Below are 22,577 nucleotides of genomic sequence, written 5' to 3'. Positions count from 1 at the left end.
AGTCAGCAATAAGGCGAGCAATGTATGAGTGGTGAAAGAAAGGGAAGACTTTCGCTTTCCCAAGAGCAAAGAAAAAAGCTTCTGGCTAAACGTAAACTCAAACCGACGAGTCGGATCTCAAAGGTCAGTCGAGAGACTAACACTTTGCCGGTGACCGAGCTGCAACAGGATATGTGGGTGCTGGAAAGCCTGAATGAATCGGTGTCGACCAGCAACATTCCTTGTATGTATAGGGTAGAGAACTTTGATGCGAATGCGGTGCGAGCGGCGATGGATAAGGTGGTTCAACGACATGAAAGCCTGAGAACCGTATTCAGAAACCAAGAAGGCAAGCTAAAGCAATGTGTGTTACCCGAAGTTCATTACGCCATTGACCAGTCTGTTGAGCTTTCAGACCCAAACGATCTTAACCACGTCATCCAGCAATTCATTGCCGAACCTTTTGATTTACACAATGGACCGCTTTTTCGTATTCACGCCCTTCAGGGTGAAGATACCAAAGTTATCTTTGTTTTCTCGCATTTGATTTTTGATGGAGGCTCGATAGCGAACTTTGAGCGCGATTTTTTCCATCACTACCATTGCGGTTCAAATGAGACAGTACTTCCAGAGCTACCGATTCAGCAGGGGGACTACGCCCACTGGTTGCAACAAGAGGCGCAACAAAATCGTCGTTCAGCGCACCTGGCGTATTGGAAGCAGCAGTTAAATCAGTGTGATGTTTCGCTGTCGCTCCCTTTTGACAGAATGCCTGGGATTCAGGCGGATACAGAGGTACGCCAGTGGGAGCATGTATTGCCTGCTTCGCTGACCCAATGGCTGAAGCAGCATTGCACCGAGCAGGGCGTATCGCTGTACTCCACTTTGCTGTCGGCGTATTCGGTATTGCTGCACCGCATCACAGGTCAGTCGGATCTCGCCATCGCGTCTGCGTTAACCAACCGAAGCCGTCCAGAACTTCGCGAGTTGGTAGGTCTGTTTGCCGGAGAGGCGTTACTCAGGGTTCAGCCAGACCCGCATCAGACCTTTTGGGAAGTGGCTCAAACCGTTCAAAAAACGGTATTTGATGCGATTGAACACAGCGACATTTCCCTTGGTCAGATAAACCGAGAACTCAACATTACGCAAGACAGCCAGGATGGGCAGGTCGCGCGCACTTTGTTTCTGTTGCGTGAACACCGAAGCCATTTAGGTGAGCAATACCAGGCAGATGGCTGGAGCCCATATGGTGAGGAACGTCTTGGTAATGATCAAAACCGTTACGACTTAAGCCTGATCTGTCGAGATGAGTCTGATTCAATACGTGTGGCATTTAACTATAAGCCCGCGCTGTTTGACGAAAGCACCATTACGCGTTTTGGCGAGATATTTGAGCATATTATTCAATGCCAGATGTCTTCGTCATCGTCGGTTGGCCAGTTGCCACTGTTGGATTTATCTCGGTTACTTGCGGATTCGGAGCGTTGGAATCAAACGCAAAAACCGTATCAAAGCAGCAAAACGCTTCACGCCATGTTTGAAGCGCAAGTGGAAAAAACACCAGACAACATCGCGCTGATATTTGGTGAGCACTCACTGACATATCGCCAGTTAAACCAGCGGGCGAACCAGCTAGCGAGATTTCTTCAAGAAAGTTATCTGAATCGAAACCGACATTGCTTATCTCCCAATACGCCTATCGCACTTTATCTGGATCGCAGCTTAGAGATGGTGGTCGGTATTCTGGCAGTGATGAAATCGGGTGGGGCATATGTACCCATTGCGACTGATAACCCGGTTAAGCGTACTCGCTACATCCTTGAAGACACCAAAGCGCAATTTATCCTGACGCAGCAAACGTGGGAAAAGTCGGTTTTAGAAACCATAGAAGGGCTGGGAGCCGAATGCATATGCATTGATAGCGTCGAGACCTACGCCAAACAGTCAGCTCAGAACCTGGATACCCAAACCACCAGCCGCGACATGGCTTATATCATCTATACATCGGGTACTACGGGGCAACCTAAAGGTGTGATGGTGCCGCATACCGGAGTCGTCAACCGAATCGAAGCACTGCAAAGCCAGTATCCATTGAGTGAGCAGGACCGGGTTCTGCAAAAAACGCCTTACACGTTTGATGTGTCGGTCTGGGAACTGTTGTGGGCGAACTGGACAGGTGCCGCCATCGTCATGTCAGCGCCTAAAGCGCATCAGTCACCAGAACTGATATTGGAGACCATTCGCCATCACTCCGTCACTCTGGTTCACTTTGTTCCCCCTATGCTGACTGGGCTGAGCCACTACCTTCAGCAAGCTAACCTGTCTCTGCCATCCAGTGTGAAACGCGTATTTTGTAGCGGGGACGCACTGACTCCCGAACATATCCGGCTGTTCAATGCCATCAATCAACACGGGGCAAGCCTACATAACCAATACGGTCCAACAGAGGCATCCATCGAAGTCAGCTATTACGACTGCCTGCTTAACGAGACGGATACCGTGCCTATCGGTCAGGCGATCCAAAACGTTCAGCTATGGGTCATGGACCCGCACAGCGAGCAGCTTCAACTGTGTCCAGATGGTTTGCCGGGTGAGCTGTACATTGGTGGTGTTGCGGTAACCGACGGGTATCTAAATCGCGAGGTGTTGACACAGGAACGCTTTGTGGACAATCCCTTTGCTTCACAACAAGACATTCAGACGGGACGCAACAAGCTGTATAAAACCGGCGATCTGGTTCGCCGCCGCGAGAATGGCGATCTGGAATATCTGGGGCGCAACGACTTTCAGGTGAAGGTGCGGGGGTACCGTATTGAACTTGAAGAGATCGAATCCGCGTTGCAAGCCCACCCAGGTATTCAGAATGCGTGTGTACACACCGTGGAGAAATCCGGTGAGAAAAAATTGGTGGGGTACTACACGGAAAAAGCCGCGCAGGTATCCGATGGCAGTCTGGAAGAAGATGGAGTCGCCATCTGGAAAAGTGTGTACGAAGCCGAATACAAATCTGACAATCAGGCGATTGACCAATTCGACATTCGCGGCTGGAAGAGCTCCTTCACTCATACGCCCATTCCTGCTGAAGAGATGAGGGAGTGGGTAGATGCGACGGTTTCCAGAATTGCTAATTTGCACCCTCGTCGCGTATTGGAGATTGGCTCTGGCTCTGGTCTGATTTATTACCCTTTGCATCGCCAGTGCGAGCACTACATTGCCACCGATTTCTCTGAAAATGCGATTAAGCGACTTTCTCATGCCGCGTCGGTGCTGGGCTATGAGAGGAACAGTGAATTTGTAAGCTGCCCGGCAGATCAGATTGCTTTGTCATTGGAAGGGCAATCCGTTGATACCATAGTGATGAACTCGGTGTCTCAGTATTTCCCGAGTCAACAGTATCTCGACAAAGTGCTGAAACAAGCCATTGAGGGTATGAGCGATAAGGGTCAATTGTTCTTAGGGGACATCCGAGATTTGCGCCTGCTTGAAGCGTTTCACCTGGCAATCTTGTCCCACCGTTCTCCAGACAAACCTGCTCGTCAATTGGTGAAGCAAGCCAAATGGCTGGCATCAAAAGAAACCGAGTTAGCCATTGCCGCCGCTTACTTTTTGGCATTGTCGAACCAGTTTGACTGCGTACAGTCAGTAGAGATTCTGCCAAAGCGTGGGCACGCAGAACATGAAATGAATCGATTCCGGTTTGATGTGATCATCAAAGTGGACAGAACCTCGACAACATCTTCGAAGTCAGAACTCACTTCGTTCCACTCTGTGACTTACACGCCCGATTTTCAGTTGGACGATCTGCTGCAACAAAAAGAGCAGCAATATGAAGAGCTGTGGGTGAGTGGTTACCCAGATCAGCGGGTCTGTTCTGTACTGGCGAATTTGAATGCAAGACCAGTGTCATTGGAATACATCGCGTCAATCGAAGCACTACATGACCAAGCTAAGCGCTACGGTTACACGCTTAAGGTGCTACATGCCAATGAAGCGAGTCAGGCTGGCAAGCTGCATCTGTTCTTCTCCCACAGAGACAATGTGAACATCACTAATCTGGATTTAGGTACAGACATTTCCAGAGAGAATCTGACCAATACACCCAACATCGCCTCTAAATCGCTGACTTTTGGTGAACTTAGCGAATACTTATCCCAGCGACTTCCGGCTTACATGGTGCCAGCGGCGTTTGTTCCAATGAAAGCTTTTCCGCTGTCGAGTGCAGGTAAGCTAGATAGGAATGCGCTCCCAGAGCCTGAATTTGTCGACCAGAATAACTATGTGGCACCCGACAATGAGCAGGAATTGGCGCTCTGCCAGATCTGGAAGCAAGTGCTGGGTGTGGAAAGCATTGGGGTTAACGACAACTTCTTCCGTATCGGTGGCGACAGCATCATTGCCATTCAACTCGTGTCCAAACTTCGTCAGGCAGGGTTCTCGGTTCAGGTCAAAGACATGTTTGACTGCCCGACCGTCCGCCAATTGAGTGAGCGTCTGTCAGAAGCTGCTCCAGTTACTCAAATCATCGCGGAACAGGGCACGCTAGAAGGCGAGTGTACTTTACTGCCTATTCAGCAGTGGTTCTTTGATAAGAAGCTTGAGAACCCACATCACTGGAATCAGGCGTTTATGCTGACAGTACCCAGTGGCTTGGAGCACCAAACCCTTGAGGATGCGGTGCATAAACTGGCGAAGCAGCATGACATCCTCAGAGCGCGATTCAATCTTTCTGTTAGCAAACCAGAGCAGATTTACCTCAAAGAGGTCACTTTAGCGCCGCTTGGCAGGCTGAACGCCATGTCGATGACGCAAGACGCAATAAGGGCTCAACTGACTCGCTGGCAAAGCGACTTCGACTTGTCCCAAGGTCCATTGTGGCGAGCTGCACATATAGAAGGGTATTCCAATGGTGAAGCCAGGTTGTGGTTTGCCTTCCACCATCTGATTATCGATGCGATGTCTTGGCGCATTCTGGCGGATGATCTGCAAGCGCTGGTAAACGGCAGGACATTAGGTGACAAAACCAGTAGTTATCGCCAATGGGCAGATGCCGTTGCTTGCTACCCAGAATCGCACCCTGCAGAGCAGGAATACTGGAACCGAGTCGTCGCCGACTACTCACCCGTAGACTATGCTCAAACACCTCAGCACAAAGCGGAATTGAGCCTGTCGGAGCAAGAGACACATCAGCTTGTGTACAGCGCAAATCAGGGCTATCAGACGGAAATTAACGACCTGCTGCTGACGGCGTTAAGCGATGCGATGACTGAGACGTTTGAACAGCCCGTTCATCACATTACGCTTGAAGGGCATGGTCGAGAGCCGATTGATGATTCATTGGATATCTCCCGCACGGTAGGTTGGTTTACCACGGCTTATCCGGTCAGGCTACGTACGCATTCTGAGCTGTCAGACACACTCATCTCCACTAAAGAGATGTTACGTGCCATTCCAGAAAAAGGCATCGGTTACGGCGCGTTTGCCCCCGTGTTGGCATCACATTCATTGCCTGATGTTTACTTCAACTATCTCGGTCAACTGGACAGCTCAGGTCAAACGGCACTTTGGAGCGTAACAGACGATGATGCCGGTGAGGTGATTGGTTCTCAGAACCAAGATTCTGCAAGATTAAACATCAATGGTGGCGTCTTTAATGGTCGGTTGAAATTTGAGGTGCTTTCTCAACTGCCCCAAAACCAAACCGCGAGTTTTGTTGAGTCTTTCAAATCTGCGCTGAAACGTGTTTTAGCACTGTGTGAACAAACGACAAAAGCCGGGGGTATCAAAACCGCCAGTGATTTCCAATGTCCAAACCTCCACCAGCCACAACTTGAAGTCATTCAATCTGGCGTAAGCGGATCTGCTCGTCTTGAAGCCATATACCCAGCCAGCAGTTTGCAACAAGGGTTTGTTTATCATCACATCAGTCGTCCCGATGACGACGCGTATCGCCTTCAGGTGCTGGTGGACTATGAACGACACATTGACCACTCACTTTACCTACAGGCTTGGGAGTTAACCGCACAGCAGTATCCAGCGTTGCGTCTGGCGTTTCACTGGGATGGTGAGATTGTTCAGGTGATCAGTGATAAATCGAATGTGAGTGAACGCTTTACTCTGCATGACTTCTCTGGGGTATCTGAATCCGAACACGATATACGAATCGATGACTTGCAGGCTCAAGAGCGTCGCAAGCCGTTCGATTTATCAAAACCCGGGCTGTTCCGAGTCGCACTGGTTAAGCGGGCAGAGCGTCAATACACCTTGATTCAGACGGCGCACCACAGTGTGACGGATGGTTGGAGTAATCCAATCCTGCTGAAAACGGTTCACCAGCACTACGATGCGTTGGTTCAGGGCTTAGGAGTAAGCATCAATAAAGATACGGTTTATGACCGTGTTCAGGCGCATAAAGTGGCGCAGTACTCGACATCTCAGCGCTACTGGCAGGAGAAAGTCAAAAACCTACAGACGGCGAATGACCTTAGTGTATTGCTTTCTGAACCGACTAACTTGGATGATTCTCGCTCACTTCAGGAACCCGCAGAGCTGACGCATCGTTTAGATGGAGAGCACTTTGCTTTGCTAAAATCGGCGTGTCAGTCGCTAGGCGTGACGACCAACGTGGCACTTCAGTTTGCCTGGCATAAGTTGATTCAAATGACGACGCAGGACACGCAAACCATTGTGGGTACGACGGTGTCAGGGCGCGATATTCCCATCGACGGAATTGAAGAGAGTGTCGGGCTCTACATCAACACGCTTCCTTTAGCTGTGACATGGAAAGAGTCATCCACCATCGCCGATGTGCTAAGAAGTATTCATCGAAGCATTGCTGAGTTAAACAGTTTCAGCAGCATGCCGCTGGCGGATCTTCAGAAAGACGGAAAGCGTCTGTTCCACAGCCTGTTCATTTTCGAAAACTACCCATCTTACGCCGATGACACCGCTTCGGGTTTGGCTGCGGATACCGTGCCTCGCAGCTGGAGCGATAAGATGGATTACCCGTTCTCCATCATGGCGTATGAGAAAGAAGGGGTGCTCAGCATCCAACTGGGTTTTGATAAAACTTTGTTGGACAAGAGATTGGCTGCTCGATTACTTGAACAACTAGAGTCAATCTTGCTTACGGTAGCGGCAGACAGCCAGCAGTTGCATGAACAGATAACAGTGATCAGTGAGCAAGAAGCGCAATGCCTGATTAATGACTGGAACCAAACCGATTCAGAACTTCCTGTTGAACCTACATGGCACCGACTGTTTGAAGCGCAGGCTCAACAAACACCAGATGCTGTAGCACTGGTGCATCAGGAAGAAGCGCTGACCTACCAAGCGTTGAATGAAAAAGCCAACCAGTTGGCGAACACGTTGCGGGAGACTCACCAGCAGCGTTACCAATCCGAGCTAAAACACGATACGCCCGTTGCCCTATTTATGGAGCGCAGCAGTGAAATGCTGATTGCCATACTGGCGGTGCTGAAAGCGGGAAGCGCTTACGTCCCTGTTTCGCCAGAATACCCGAAAGAGCGCGCGCAGTTCATCTTTGAAGATACCGCCGCGCCTTTGGTACTGACTCAGCAAAGCAAATTGAGTGGGCTGGACAGCTGGCTCAACAAGCTATCTGCGCTGCCTGAATTGATTGCGGTGGACAGCCCATCAGCGTATGAGGGGCAATCAACAGATAATCTGGATGTAGCTATCTCAGGCAATGACTTGGCGTACGTCATCTACACCTCTGGCACCACAGGAAAGCCAAAAGGCGTCATGATGCCGCACGCTGCCTACGCAGACTTTATCCATCAATATCACCAGTCTCTGGGCGCAAAGCCTGTCTCCCTGGTTAGTCTGACGCAATACACCTTTGATATCTTTGGGCTGGAATACGGGTTACCACTGCTGTCTGGCGGCACAGTCTACCTTTCGGACATCCATCAAGCACCTGACACGCTATCTAGCCATGCCTTGAAGACCAATGTTCTTCAGCTCACACCATCGGTGTGGTCAGTGTTGCAAGTGGCTTTACCTGAGTCGGTCGATTTATCCCATATCACCGTGATAGTGGGTGGAGAAAGCGGCTCTGAAGCTCAGTATCAAAGTCTGTCTCAGCGTTTCCAGAAGGTGATTCAGGTTTATGGTCCAACCGAAGCCTGTATCTGGAGTACTCAGTCGGAGTATCAACAAGGTAAAGCCAACCTTATCGGAACCCCTTTAAACAACGAAAGCTGCTACGTGCTATCCAATCAAGGCAAGCTGTGCCCAATTGGTGTGCCGGGAGAGCTGCACATAGGCGGAGTAGGATTGGCAAGGGGTTATCTCAACCGAGAAGCACTGACGCAGGAACGCTTTATCACCAGCCCGATAGCAGGGCACGAGGAACGTTTGTACAAAACAGGCGACCTGGTGCGCTGGCGTCACGATGGTCAGTTGGAATACATCGGTCGAAATGACTTTCAGGTGAAAATCCGAGGTCACCGTATTGAGCTGGGTGAAATCGAAGCCGTGTTACTGGAAGAGGCAACGGTGCAGCAGGCGGTGGTCATTGACCGAGAGAAAGAGGGCGAAAAATACTTAGCAGCCTATATTGTCAGCGATACCATTGTCAGCGACATCACGCTGGATGTTGAACGCATCAGGCAAGCCCTGTCTGCCTCCCTTCCTGACTTTATGGTGCCGTCGACGTTTACTCAGATTGACGCCATTCCGCTGACCATGAACGGTAAGTTAGACCGCCGAGCCTTACCTGAACCAGAGTGGTCAGCCAGCGACAGCTACACTGCACCGGAAACCGAACTGGAAATCGCGTTGTGTGGTATCTGGCAGGAGGTGTTGGGTGCAGAGCGAATAGGCGTTCACGATAGCTTCTTCCAGGTAGGGGGGAACTCCATCAACGCCATTAAGGTGGTCAGCCAGATCAATCGCCACTCCTTAGTTCGAGGCCGTCTAGAACTGATTCATCTGTTTAATTTGAAAACCATTGCTGAATTGCACGTACATCTGCAAGCCCAACAAGACTCGGGTTTCTTAGATCAGCAAGTTAACGAAATGAGTATTTAAGCCATGTTAGATCTAATCAATAAAATCAAAACCAATGAGTTGTCTGTATGGGTGGAAGATGGCGCGATCAAACTCGCGTTTGGTGCCGATAAACCTTCCGAAGAGATGCTGACCGCCATCAAAGCCAGTAAGCCTCAGTTATTGGAAGTTTTAGAAAACAATCAGATTTTCTCCAAGCACGACTTCTGGGGTAAAGAAATCTTCTCAGTGCCAGAGAGCAAAGGCGCGCTTTCCTTTGCTCAGGAGCGTATGCTCTTCATCGAACAGTTTGAGCAGGGAACGGACGCTTACCATATTCCCTACACCGTGGAGTTATCTGACGACATTCAGTTACCTCAACTGCTCTCGGCGTTTCAATACATCGTGGACCGCCATCCGGTACTCAAATCCTGTTATCAGCAAAGTGAAGAGGGGCAATTCTCTTTGCATGAAAGCAATCTGCCCGTCGCAATACCCGTGCGATTGGCGGACTCGTTTGACGCATTTAAGCAGGCGTTAGCCGAAGACGTTGCACGCCCATTTGAACTGGATAGAGAGCCACCGTTACGCCTTATCCAGTACAAGGTAGGCGACAAACAATATCTGTTGATGCTGTGGCATCACATCGCCTTTGATGGCTGGTCGACAGACATATTTCTGCGCGAACTATCCCAAGCCTATACCGCATTAAAAGCAGGCAAGCAGCCTACATTTCCTGCGCTGGAGATCGACTATTGTGATTATGCATTCTGGCAGCGACATCAACTAGAAAGTGAGGAGACAGGCAACCAAACCGAATATTGGAAAAACACACTTTCCGGTTTCGAAACCTTAGCCCTACCGACCGATTTCCCAAGACCATCAAAAGTGGATTATCGCGGGAACAATGTATCGCTGGCACTTTCCCCAGAACTGTCCAACCAACTCAAATCCTTAGCACGTGAGCACGACACGACCTTGTATGTGGTGATGCTGAGTGCGTTTTATGTGGCACTGGCTACGTTGTCTGGTCAGGAAGACCAATTGGTGGGGACACCGTCGGACAATCGACACCTTCCTCAGACTCAAGAACTGATTGGATTCTTTGCTACCTCTCTGGTACTGCGAGCTCAGGTAAAAGGCGACAGCAAAGTGTCTGACCTCATCAAGCAGGTACACGAGGTCATGACCAGCGCCAAAGCGAATCAAGACGTGCCATTCGAGCGATTAATTGATGTGTTAAACGTTGAGCGCGATATGTCGCGTCATCCTCTGTTTCAGGTGATGTTTGGCATGCAAAGCTTTGGCCATCAAGAACTCAGTCAGGACGCATTGCCGTTTGAATCGGTAGATTTGGGAGGCGAAGGTTTTTACTCGCCCGCGAAGTTTGATCTGACTTTGCATGTTGATGATGGGCATCAGGCTCTGAAAGTCGGGCTGGACTATGCGGTAAGTTTGTTTGAGCTGGCTACCGCTGAACGCATTCTGGCGTTGTATCAGCAAATCCTGACTGGGTTTGTCCGTAATGCTGAGCAAAGCATCGCTGAGTTAGACGTACTAACCGACAGCGAGAAGCAGTTATTTATCGACTGGAACCAAACAGAGGCGGAGCTTCCCGTTGAACCCACGTGGCACCGATTGTTTGAAGCGCAGGCTCAACAAACACCAGATGCCATAGCACTGGTGTATCAGGAAGAAGTACTGACTTACCAAGCGTTGAATGAAAAAGCCAACCAGTTGGCGAACACACTTCGGGAGACGTATCAGCAACGTTACCAATCCGAACTGAAACCCGATACGCCCGTTGCCCTATTTATGGAGCGCAGCAGTGAAATGCTGATTGCCATACTGGCGGTGCTGAAAGCGGGAGGGGCTTATGTCCCTGTTTCGCCGGAATACCCCAAAGAGCGTGCGCAGTTCATTTTTGAAGATACCGCCGCGCCTTTGGTGCTGACTCAGCAAAGCAAATTGAGTGGGCTGGACAGCTGGCTCAACAAGCTATCTGCGCTGCCTGAATTGATTGCGGTGGACAGCCCATCAGCGTATGAGGGGCAATCAACAGATAATCTGGATGTAGCTATCTCAGGCAATGACTTGGCGTACGTCATCTACACCTCTGGCACCACAGGAAAGCCAAAAGGCGTCATGATGCCGCACGCTGCCTACGCAGACTTTATCCATCAATATCACCAGTCTCTGGGCGCAAAGCCTGTCTCCCTGGTTAGTCTGACGCAATACACCTTTGATATCTTTGGGCTGGAATACGGGTTACCACTGCTGTCTGGCGGCACAGTCTACCTTTCGGACATCCATCAAGCACCTGACACGCTATCTAGCCATGCTTTGAAGACCAATGTTCTTCAGCTCACACCATCGGTGTGGTCAGTGCTGCAAGTGGCTTTGCCTGAGTCGGTCGATTTGTCCCATATCACCGTGATAGTGGGTGGAGAAAGCGGCTCTGAAGCTCTGTATCAAAGTCTGTCTCAGCGTTTCCAGAAGGTGATTCAGGTTTATGGACCAACCGAAGCCTGCATCTGGAGTACTCAATCGGAGTACCAACAAGGTAAAGCCAACCTTATCGGAACTCCTTTAAACAACGAAAGCTGCTACGTGCTATCCACCCAAGGCAAGTTATGCCCAATTGGTGTGCCGGGAGAGCTGCACATAGGCGGAGTAGGGCTGGCGAGGGGTTATCTCAACCGAGAAGCACTGACACAAGAACGCTTTATCACCAGCCCGATAGCAGGACACGAAGAGCGTCTGTACAAAACAGGCGACCTGGTGCGCTGGCGTCACAATGGCCAGCTGGAGTACATCGGTCGAAATGACTTTCAGGTAAAAATCCGAGGTCACCGTATTGAGCTGGGTGAAATCGAAGCCGTATTGCTGGAAGAGGCAACGGTGCAGCAGGCAGTGGTCATCGACCGAGAGAAAGAGGGCGAAAAATACTTAGCAGCCTATATTGTCAGCGACACCACGCTGGATGTTGAACACATCAGACAAGCCCTGTCTGCCTCCCTTCCAGACTTTATGGTGCCGTCGACGTTCACTCAGATTGACGCCATTCCGCTGACCATGAACGGTAAGTTAGACCGCCGAGCCTTACCAGAACCGGAGTGGTCTGCCAGCGACAGCTACACTGCACCGGAAACTGAGCTGGAAATCGCCCTGTGTGGTATCTGGCAAGAGGTTCTGGGTGTCGAGCGAGTCGGCATACATGACAGCTTCTTCCAGGTAGGGGGGAACTCCATCAACGCCATTAAGGTGGTCAGTCAGATCAATCGCTATCTCGGGCATTCCCTTCGACTTGAGCTGGTGAACTTATACACCACCAAAACTATTGGTGAGCTGGCTCAGTTTATTGAAGAGAACCAGAAACATAGCTTCCTGGAAGAACAAGATAACGAAATGAGTATCTAGATATGTATGAGCTAGTCAATCGAATCAAAGCCAGCAATATGTCGGTCTGGGTCGAAGACGAAGCAATTAAGCTGGCGTTTTCTGGTGACAAGCCGTGCCCCGAATTGCTGGATGAAATCAAAGCCAGTAAACCTGAATTATTGGCGTTGCTCCAGTTGAATAAAGTCGCCTCCAAGTACGATTTCTGGGAAAGAGAGATACTCAGGTTGCCGTCAAAGCCCAATGTGCTTTCGTTTTCTCAGGAAAGAATGCTCTTCATTGAGCAGTTTGAACAGGGTACTGATGCCTACCACATTCCTTACGTGTTTGAACTCAATGATGATGTTGACCTACCGGCGTTGGAGCAGGCGTTTCAGTTTATGGCTGAGCGCCACACGGTACTGAATTCTGTCTATCTGTCGGATGAACAAGATCAGCCGTATGTGCATCACTTAAACGAGGCTGCCTCTATCAAAGTAGAGGTTCTGCCCGAAGATACGTCATTAAAGCAGACATTCGATACCGAGATTGCCCAGCCGTTTGATTTGACTGCTGAGCCACCGATGCGGCTGATTCGGTATATTGGCGCAGAAAAAAACTACTTGCTGGTGATTTGGCATCACATCGCCTTTGATGGCTGGTCGACAGATGTATTTCTTGATGAGTTGGCACCTGTCTATCAAGCCTATCATTCTGGGCAGCACCCAGATCTTGCTGAGCCCGTCCTGGATTTTAGTGACTATGCTTTGTGGCAACGCCAGCATCTTCAAGGTGACAACTTAGATAAGCAGCTCGCTTACTGGACTCGGCAACTTTCTGATGTAGAAAATCTGGCTCTGCCTACGGATCGCCCGAGACCCGCCAGTGTGGATTATCGCGGGCAAGATGTCGTGTTTACCTTTGAAGGGGATCTGTCTCGTCAGTTACGAGAGCTCGCTCGCGAACGAGACACTACCTTGTACACCGTGCTCCTTAGTGGCTTTTACACGACGTTAGCCATGTTGTCTGGGCAGAAAAGTCTTATCGTGGGAACCCCTTCTGACAACCGTCATTACCCTCAGGTATCGAATCTGATTGGGTACTTTGTGAATACTCTGCCTTTGCGCGCAGACGTATCTCTGTCGCAGAGTGTTAAAGACTTTATCGCTGACGTTCATCGAACGGTTTTTGATGCTAAAGGGCATCAGGACCTGCCATTTGAGCAAATGGTTGAAGCGCTGAACGTAGAAAGGGACATGTCCCGACATCCTGTTTTTCAGGTGATGTTTGCGGTGCAAAGCTTTGGTGAAAAAAGGCTGAAAGAGAACCCTTTGCCCTTCAGACAAGCTCAGTTTGACGACGTTCGCTCTAAAACCAACCCCGCTAAATTCGATTTGAGCATGTATCTGGATGACGGTGAAGACGACATCTACGGCAGCATCAATTTCGCAACTAGCCTGTTTGATGAAGTGTCTATCCACCGTTTCATCAAGGTTTTCATGTGTGTGCTGAACGGGTTCGCTGAAAACAGCCAGCAGGCACTGGGACAAATCGATATTCTCTCAGAAGAAGAAAAGCATACCCTGTTGAACAACTGGAACAAAACTGAGGCGGACTACCCATCGCGTAATCTGTTTGAAGGTTTCTTTGAGCAGGCAGAGAACCATCCCAATGCCACGGCGGTTATCTCATCCGAAGGGGATTACAGCTATCAGGAAGTAAGCCAGCATGTGTTGTCCCTGACTCATGTATTGACTCAATCTGGTGTTCAAAGGGGAGAGCTGATCGGGGTACTGACCGAGAAGAGCGAACGGCAGGTGGTGTCTACTCTGGGGATCATAGCTGTCGGTGCGGCTTATTTGCCGCTTAATGTCGCCTGGCCGGCATCTCGTCTTCACGATGTATTGCAAGCTGGTGGCGTATCTCGATTGGTGATCTCAAAAGCGCAATATCATCAGCTTCAAATGGCAGAAGGTTCCCAGCAAAGCTCCGACCCGCATTGGCTGAACGCTTACCAGCTTATTCTTGTTGATGACGCGATATCACAGCCTGCGCCTGAAAACTGGCAAAAATCACTTCCCACTGTGCAACCGGAGGAGCTGGCATACGTTATTTTTACCTCTGGCAGCACGGGAAAACCCAAAGGGGTGGTGATCAGCCACGATGGCGCCATGAATACCATTGAAGCGGTGAACCAGACTTTCAATGTTCAGGCGCACGATCGGGTATTGGCCTTGTCGGATTTGAGCTTTGATCTGTCTGTTTACGATCTGTTTGGCACTTTAGCGACGGGTGCTGCCATTGTGTTCCCAGACCAGTCGGAGGTTCAGAGCCCGAGCCGCTGGGCAGATCTGGTTGAAGCACATCAGGTGACCATCTGGAACTCCGTTCCTCAGCTCGCACAGCTTCTGGCGGAAGAGGCAGAACTGACTGCCAACAAACTTCGTACTCTTCGAGTGGTGCTGATGAGTGGCGACTGGATCCCTCTTCAACTCCCAAATCAGCTTAAAAGCTTGATTCCTGGAGTGTCTCCTGTCTCTCTAGGCGGAGCAACAGAAGGCAGTATCTGGTCCATCTGGTATCCAATTGAAGAAGTGAAACCCGACTGGACAAGCATTCCCTATGGCTTGGCCATGCCTAACCAAACGATGTGGGTACTGAATGAGTTTGGTGGTCATTGCCCCGTTGGCGCGACTGGAGAAATCCATATCGGCGGAGTGGGTGTTGCCAAAGGGTATTACAAAGATCCGGTTCGCAGTGAGGCGCAGTTCTTTGATCATCCAACGTTAGGTCGGCTCTACCGTACGGGTGATTTAGGAAGCTGGAATCAAAATGGGTACATCGAATTCAAAGGGCGCAAAGATTTTCAGGTAAAAGTCCGAGGGTACCGAGTTGAGTTGGGTGAAATCGAGACTCTGCTTTGTCAGCAACCATCGGTTAAGCATGCGGTAGTCATTGATGTTGAGCGCAATGGTGTAAAAACACTGGCGGCATATGTGGTACCAGAAGGCAATGGCGAGTGTGACTTTGAAACTCTGAAAACCGTCGCTACAGAACAATTGCCAGAATATATGGTGCCGTCCACTTTTACCGCCATTGAGGATGTACCGCTCACTGCCAATGGCAAATTGGATCGCAAAGCGCTTCCCGAACCTGTTTGGCTGTCCGTGGATGTATATACACCGCCAGATTCCCTGCTAGAGCAATTGCTTGTGAGCACTTGGCAAGATGTTTTGAGTATCGAACGTGTCGGCACGCAGGATAATTTCTTCCATATTGGTGGTAACTCCATTGCTGCCATCAGGATGATCAGCGTGCTGAATCGGGCGCTCTCAGAACATGCTGAGTTTGAGCAAATTCGAAAACTAACCGTAACGGATTTGTTTAGGCATCCAAACATTGTTGGCTTGGCGACGTATCTGGAAGGTGAGGGTGAAGAAGAACATTCTGGGTTACTTCACTGCTTAAAACGCAGCAAAACTAAGAAAAAACAGCTGATCTGTGTCCCTTATGGTGGTGGAAGCCCGATTGCGTACCAGCCTCTTGCCAGTTGCCTGCCGGATGACTTTTCTCTATACGCCTTAAACTTCCCAGGGCACGACTTCGCAAGAGCGGATGAATCGCTTATGCCATTGCCTCAGATAGCTGAGCAGTGCGTAGAAGAGATCCTGAGTGGCATTGAAGGGGACGTGTACCTACTCGGTCATTGTGTCGGAGGCGCTCTGACGCTGGAGATTGCTCGCAGGCTGGAGTCTCAGGGAAGACAGGTTCACGGTGTGTTTTTGGGGGCGACCTTCCCATTCCCTCGACTGCCTTTTGCCGCTTTAGAGTCCTTGAGGCAGTGGATTCCGTTTGACCGTCTGGTCTCCAATCGCCTTCGATTTGAATCCATTCTGTCTTTAGGGGGCTTTTCTGAATCGTTAGAAGAAGACGAGCTCGATTTTATGATGTCGGCCATGCGGCAGGATGTCAGTGATGCGGAGGATTTCTACACTCAAGCGAACCTATCTCCTGAACAGTACCAAATTCAGGCGCCGATTCTGTCTATCTATGGAGATAAGGACAAGAGTACGGAGTTTTTTGAAGAGAGACACCAAGACTGGCAGGCATTTTCTTCGGATGTGGATTTGGAAGTATTACCAGACGCAGGGCACTTTTTCATTAAACATCAGCCCCATGAGCTGAGCCGAATCTTAGACCGTCAGATAACCAAATGGCAGTCGGATAAGCACCATCCCAATAGTGAACCAAAGGAGAAGGGGCATTCGAAAAGTCAGGAAAGCTTCTCTTTTAGTGGTTGGCTACAAGGCGAGCGAGCGGAGCAAGAGACCAATCCCAGCCTAGCGCTGTTTTTCATCATCGTATTTGGGCAATTTATGTCGATGCTGGGCACCGGAGTAACGGCATTTGCATTGGGCACCTGGGTGTATTTGCAAACGGGGTCGGTGACCGAGTTTGCGTACATTTCTGTGTTTGCCCTATTGCCCGGTATTCTGATGTTGCCCTTTGCCGGGGCACTGGTCGACCGCTGGGACAGGCGGATCATTCTGATGCTCAGCGACACCATTTCTGTCTGCGGTACGCTCTTTATCTTCTTTATGATAACCACCAGCGAGCTTCAGATTTGGCAGATCTACACCGTTGTTGCCATCAGTTCGATAGGGCAAGCGTTTCAGCGACCCGCCTATATCGCCACCATTGCCCAGCTGGTACCCAAGCGCTATCTGGGACGAGCTAATGGTCTGGCTCAGTTGGCTTCGTCCACCAGTCAGGTGATCGCTGTCTTTGCGGGTGGGTATCTGTTCCTGGAAATAGGGCTGAGAAACGTGCTGATGCTCGACATCGCAGCATTCTGTGTGGCGTTTACGACATTACTGCTGATTCGGTTCCCTAATCGGATGTTCAAAAAACGTGAGTTGCCGCTGGTTCAGGAAATCATGGAAGGCTGGCAATACATTCTGCAACGCAAAGAAATGGTTGCCATGGTTATTTTCTTCGCCGTCTATAACTTTGCGTTCAGTGCCATTATGGTGCTTGGCACACCCTTGATTTTATCGGTCGGTGAAGCCGATTTGCTAGGACGAGTTCTGGCGTTTGATGGCATTGGTCAGTTGGTTGGTGGATTGCTGATGGGGATCTGGGGCGGCACCAGATTGAGAGCCCACGGAATGATTGGATTTACCCTTCTGACTGGCGTGTCGATGATGATCGCAGGCTTGATGGCGCAGCAGTTCTTCTTAATGCTTGGCTTTTTCGGTATCGGTATGTCACTGGCGCTTGTTAACGCCCACTGGCAATGTTTGATTCAAGTGAAAGTGGGGCTGGAACTTCAAGGGCGAGTCATCGCCACGAACCAGATGATGTCCTGGTCGATGATGCCGTTGGCGTATTTTGTGATTGGCTACATGGCAGAGCACGTTGTAGAGCCATTTGTTTATGGCGATTCACCAGTGGCTGAGCTGATTTCCTCTGCATTGGGGGAAAGGGAAGGGCTTGGTGTTGGCATATTACTGGCGGGTCTCGGGGCATTTGCTGTTTTATGGGGGATTGCAAGTTTGTTGTATCGCCCGCTGAGGTTGATGGAGCAGCGTTTGCCTGATGTGATTCCTGACGAATTACCAGTAGCAGAGGGGATTCGGTCAACTTCAATGAAAGAGAGCACTGCGTCCTAAGTTAGGAAAAGGGTGGGGTTTGAGGTAGATTTATAGCTATTGAGGCAATAAGGATATGCCGTGGCTTCCTCGAACTACCACCCCATTCAAGGTAATGTGCACATTCAGGATGGGTATCAGACATTAGTGCCGCCAGAGCCAGTTTCGCAGATAGTGCAAAGCTTCTGGCAATTGAATGTGCCCTGTGGTCGGTATGTGTACCACAGCATTCCAGATAATTGTGTGGACTGGATAACGCGAGTAGACAACCCGCAGGAGAGCGTTTTCATTCCTCCGTTTTTATCGGCAAATCCATTTCAGCTCGAAGGTCCCGTTTCCTATTTTGGTGTGCGTTTTCAACTCTTGGGCTATCAAGCATTAACGGCTCATCCGCTGGAAAGTTGGGCAAGTGAAGTTCAGGGGCTATCAGTATTAGATTTGCTTCCTTCGGACTACAGTGATGCAGTTCAACGTTTTCTGGTGGAAAATCCAGACTTCTATTCGCGTTGTGGTGCCATCACGCAATGGCTTACGCGAGTCGCTTCGCCTAGTGTTATCGACTCACGTTTAGCGAACTTTCTTAATTTCTCCCGGGCAACGGCGGGCAGTATGGCACTTTCTGATGCGCTCTGTCGGGAACTTGGAATATCATCGCGTCAGCTCAGAAGGGTAGTTCGACATCATCTCGGTGTGTCTCCAAGAGAGTTTCAGCAAGTCATGCGGTTTCAACACGCAATCAAGCAGATCGAACATACCCAAGAGGAGAATGCCTGGGCGGACTTCTATTACGACCAGTCCCATTTTATTCGCGACTGCCAGCGCTTTATGGGAATGACCTATCCGCAGTTTCGCAATATGTCCGTTTTGTACAATTCAGAAGAGTCCGATTAATTCACACTGAACTTGTTTACTACAACAAGGAGAGAGTGATGATTGATGTACAAGCGATGTTTCCAGTGATGGTGGCGAATGATCTGGAAGCGCTCAAACACTTCTATGAAGCGACATTTGGGTTTACAGCCGTGTTTTATGACCCTGAATTCTATTTGCATCTTGTGTCGGAGAGCGGCATTCAACTAGGGTTCTTGGTCCCTTCCCATGCGACACAACCGGAGTTTCTTCATCCTCAAATGGGCAAGGATGGGTATGTGATTTCATTGGAGGTGGCGAGTGCACAAACGGCTTATGAGTGGGCGATGGGAAATAATCTCACGCTGGCGATGCCTTTAAAAGAAGAAGTCTGGGGGCAGATACATTTTATGGTGGAAGACCCGGCAGGCTTTAGAATTGATGTTGTTGAGCACGTGTCTCAGTAGGTATAAAAAGAAAGTAGCCCAATGGCTACTTTCTTTGCATTTCTGCCCACCAAGCTTCATCAGCCACGATTTGGCCTTCTTCATCAAGAGGAGGGTAAGGTAGCCCTTTGCGCTTGGCGACTTTCGCCAATACCGGATGCCCTCGTTCAAACAGAATTCGATGAATGGTTTCTTCTGGCAGGGCGTGCTCACTGCGATCGTACATCCCCGCATTCTGGCGTTGACGCTGTGCTTCAAACAAGATCAGCGCACTGGCGACCGATACGTTCAGAGACTGCACCATACCGACCATAGGAATGATGATGTCCTGATCCGCCATGGATAGAGCGTGCTTGGTGATGCCATGCTTTTCGCCGCCTAGAATAACTGCGGTTGGTTTGGTGTAGTCAATTTCACGAAAGTCCACAGCCGTGTCTGACAGGTTGGTTGCCAGAATCTGCATGCCCTGACCTTTCAATACGCCTACTGCGTCGTCAATGGACTCGTGGGTATCTACTTCAACCCAGTTTCTTGCTCCTGCAGAGGTATGGCTTAAGGTGCGCATTTTCGGATCCGGCCACACAGCGTGTACTTTATGAACGCCTGCGGCGTCGGCACTGCGGATGATGGCGGAGACATTGTTGGGTTTGTGGACTTCTTCCAGACACAAGGTTAAATCTGGCTGGCGCGCTTTAAGCACGGTTTGAATGCGATGGTAACGGTCTAAATTCATAAGAAACTCTGAAAAAGCCTCTTCTCATGAGAGAAGAGGCTTTAAAGCAATTAATGTTTGCGACGGCGAACCTTGGTTGCCTGTGGCATAACGCGAATGCGCTTCATGATGCCAGCTAAGTGGACTCGATCTTTGGTCGTCAGCAGTACGGTTATGGTGTACAAACGTCCGTCTTTCTCTTCAGTCGAGATGCCATGGATGTTTGAACCCGTCTGGGAAATCACGCTGGTCAGTGCGGCTAGTGCACCCTGATGGTTCTGCATGTCGATTTGAAGTTCGGTAATGAACTCCTGATCGTAATCGTTCGACCATTCGACGCCCATGTATTTATCCGGTTCTTTCTGATAACCACGAACGTTTGGACAGGTTTCACGGTGTACCACCAAGCCACGACCCGGAGAGACGTGCGCAATGATGTGATCGTCTGGGATTGGGTGACAACAGTTGGCAAAGGTCAGCAAAATACCTTCGGCACCACGAATCGGCAGTTTCTTCTTGGCTTTCTTCGGATCGGAGCTTTCGGTTTCCGTCAGTTCATCCACATCACCTAACAGGCGACGCGCAATCACAATACTCATCAATTCACCTAGACCAATAGCTGCCAGCAAATCGTCGAGCGATTCCACTTTTAGCTCTGCCAGTACGTGATCAATGTTCTCTTGCTTGATGTCTGAAATCGAGTTGTCGCCCAATGCGTGATTGAGTAATCGACGACCAAGGGTAATGGACTCTTCACGACGCATGGTTTTCAGAACCTGACGGATCTTCGTACGAGCACGTGAAGTCACTACATAGTTCAACCAGGCAGCGTTCGGGCGAGCACCCGGCGCACTGATGATCTCAATGGTCTGACCGTTTTTCAGTGATTTACTGAGCGGGTATGGTTGGCGATCAACGCGCGCACCAACACACATGTTGCCTACGTCGGTGTGCACCGCATAAGCAAAGTCGACGGCAGTTGCGCCAACAGGAAGCTCAACGATACGACCTTTCGGCGTGAAGACGTAAATCTCGTCTGGGAACAGATCAGATTTTACGTTTTCGATGAATTCGAAAGAGTTACCAGCACTTTGCTGAAGTTCTAGCAAGCTTTGCATCCAGCGCTGGGCTTTCACTTGCGCCGTTGTACCGGATTTATCACCATTGGATTTGTAAGACCAGTGTGCCGCGACACCCTTGTCTGCCATTTGGTCCATGTCTTCAGTACGGATCTGCACTTCAACCGGCACACCATGAGGACCAACCATCGAGGTATGCAAAGATTGATAGCCATTGGCTTTAGGGACCGCAATGTAATCTTTCATCTTGCCCGGACGTGGCTTGTACAAGCTGTGAACCTGCCCGAGTACGCGATAACACATGTCAGCAGAATCGACGACGACACGAAATGCGTAGATATCCATGATGGTGTGGAAACGCTGCTCTTTGGTGCGCATCTTGTTATAGATGGAGAACAGGTTCTTCTCGCGACCAAAGACACGTGCTTCAAGCCCCATTTCTTCAAGGCGACCGGAAATTTCAGAGTGGATACGCTGAATGATTTCTTTACGGTTACCACGAGCCGCTTTCACCACTTCTTTCAGAACGCGGTAGCGGTTGGGGTAGAGGGCTTCAAACCCAAGCTCTTCCAGCTCCACTTTGATGTTGTGGATACCCAAACGGTGCGCCAATGGAGCATAGATTTCCAGAGTTTCACGAGCAATACGACGCTTTTTGTCGGGGCGAAGCGCTCCCAGCGTGCGCATGTTGTGCGTGCGGTCAGCCAGTTTGATCAGGATAACGCGGATATCCTGAACCATGGCGAGCACCATCTTACGGAAGTTTTCGGCTTGCGCTTCTTTTCGATCGCGGAATTTAAGCTTATCCAGCTTAGATACCCCGTCGACCAGCTCGGCTACCGTGGTACCAAACTGTTCTTCCAAATCTTCTTTGGTGGCTTCGGTATCTTCGATAACGTCGTGCAGCAGGGCTGCCATCAGGGTTTCGTTATCAAGGCGCATTTCTGCGAGGATACGTGCAACTGCAACAGGATGAATGATGTACGGTTCGCCAGTAGAGCGGGTTTGCCCTTCATGGGCGTCTCTTGCTACCACATAAGATCGACTCAGAGCCTCAAGTTGAGGCTCTGTCAGATATTCTTGGGCAACTTCTTTTAGGCTTTCAAAAAGATACAAATTACGGGCCCGGAATTTTTATGAAGTGGAGCGATTAACGGTTGTGAGCGATGCTGCTAACTGCCGCCAGTTCTGCTGCTTCTTGTTCTTGCTGTTCTTGACGCTCGCGAGCATCCAGAACTTCTTTCGTGATAAGACCTTCTTCGATTTCGCGAAGTGCGATAACCGTTGGCTTATCGTTCTCTTCTGGCACTAGTGAATCTTTGCCGCCAGTTTGCATTTGACGAGCGCGGCGTGCCGCAATCAGAACCAAGTCGAAACGGTTGCCAATTTTTTCAACAGCGTCTTGTACAGTTACGCGTGCCATGAGGACTCCAATATTTAACTAAAAATTTAATATGACGAGAAATTATACAGT

8 protein-coding genes are annotated in these 22,577 nt (G+C 49.9%); 5 read left to right on the top strand and 3 right to left on the bottom strand.

The features are described 5' to 3' along the window. Positions 1 to 24: 24 nt before the first annotated feature. Genes QMG91_RS17440 through QMG91_RS17420 form a run of 5 tightly spaced genes read left to right on the top strand, consistent with a single transcriptional unit; the run spans position 25 to position 19,333 of the window. Positions 25 to 9,030, top strand: a complete 9,006-nt coding sequence (locus QMG91_RS17440; RefSeq protein WP_281827928.1) for a non-ribosomal peptide synthetase — start codon at positions 25 to 27, stop codon at positions 9,028 to 9,030. 3 nt (positions 9,031 to 9,033) lie between these two features. Continuing rightward, the gene (locus QMG91_RS17435) at positions 9,034 to 12,408 is read left to right on the top strand and encodes a non-ribosomal peptide synthetase (RefSeq protein ID WP_281827926.1); all 3,375 of its coding nucleotides are present in this window, start codon (positions 9,034 to 9,036) and stop codon (positions 12,406 to 12,408) included. A gap of 2 nt (positions 12,409 to 12,410) precedes the next feature. Then, positions 12,411 to 18,038, top strand: a complete 5,628-nt coding sequence (locus tag QMG91_RS17430) for a non-ribosomal peptide synthetase (RefSeq protein WP_281827924.1) — start codon at positions 12,411 to 12,413, stop codon at positions 18,036 to 18,038. A 60-nt stretch (positions 18,039 to 18,098) separates the two neighbouring features. Beyond that, positions 18,099 to 18,908, top strand: a complete 810-nt coding sequence (locus QMG91_RS17425) for a helix-turn-helix domain-containing protein (protein WP_281827922.1) — start codon at positions 18,099 to 18,101, stop codon at positions 18,906 to 18,908. A 38-nt stretch (positions 18,909 to 18,946) separates the two neighbouring features. Beyond that, complete coding sequence (locus QMG91_RS17420; RefSeq protein ID WP_281827921.1) at positions 18,947 to 19,333, top strand: VOC family protein; 387 nt, start codon at positions 18,947 to 18,949, stop codon at positions 19,331 to 19,333. 25 nt (positions 19,334 to 19,358) lie between these two features. Here QMG91_RS17420 and trmH read toward each other — a convergent pair whose 3' ends face one another. From trmH to rpoZ, 3 genes are read right to left on the bottom strand one after another with little or no spacing between them, the layout of a single operon-like run. Further along, positions 19,359 to 20,045, bottom strand: coding sequence for a tRNA (guanosine(18)-2'-O)-methyltransferase TrmH (gene trmH / locus QMG91_RS17415; RefSeq protein WP_004405949.1), 687 nt, complete (start codon positions 20,043 to 20,045; stop codon positions 19,359 to 19,361). A gap of 50 nt (positions 20,046 to 20,095) precedes the next feature. Further along, positions 20,096 to 22,219 (bottom strand): bifunctional GTP diphosphokinase/guanosine-3',5'-bis pyrophosphate 3'-pyrophosphohydrolase, encoded by a 2,124-nt coding sequence (gene spoT, locus QMG91_RS17410; protein ID WP_004405948.1) that lies wholly within the window; start codon positions 22,217 to 22,219, stop codon positions 20,096 to 20,098. Positions 22,220 to 22,253: 34 nt separating this feature from the next. Continuing rightward, positions 22,254 to 22,526 (bottom strand): DNA-directed RNA polymerase subunit omega, encoded by a 273-nt coding sequence (gene rpoZ / locus QMG91_RS17405; RefSeq protein WP_004405947.1) that lies wholly within the window; start codon positions 22,524 to 22,526, stop codon positions 22,254 to 22,256. Positions 22,527 to 22,577 lie beyond the last annotated feature (51 nt).

This window comes from Vibrio nigripulchritudo, assembly GCF_027924785.1.
Classification (GTDB): domain Bacteria; phylum Pseudomonadota; class Gammaproteobacteria; order Enterobacterales; family Vibrionaceae; genus Vibrio; species Vibrio nigripulchritudo.
Note: the sequence above shows the minus strand (reverse complement) of the source record. Positions and strands in the feature narration are given on the sequence as shown.

Coding starts and splice junctions, on each gene's coding strand:
- QMG91_RS17440 (WP_281827928.1), top strand. CDS start 25: ATGAGTGGTGAAAGAAAGGGAAGACTTTCGCTTTCCCAAGAGCAAAGA.
- QMG91_RS17435 (WP_281827926.1), top strand. CDS start 9,034: ATGTTAGATCTAATCAATAAAATCAAAACCAATGAGTTGTCTGTATGG.
- QMG91_RS17430 (WP_281827924.1), top strand. CDS start 12,411: ATGTATGAGCTAGTCAATCGAATCAAAGCCAGCAATATGTCGGTCTGG.
- QMG91_RS17420 (WP_281827921.1), top strand. CDS start 18,947: ATGATTGATGTACAAGCGATGTTTCCAGTGATGGTGGCGAATGATCTG.
- trmH (WP_004405949.1), bottom strand. CDS start 20,045: ATGAATTTAGACCGTTACCATCGCATTCAAACCGTGCTTAAAGCGCGC.
- rpoZ (WP_004405947.1), bottom strand. CDS start 22,526: ATGGCACGCGTAACTGTACAAGACGCTGTTGAAAAAATTGGCAACCGT.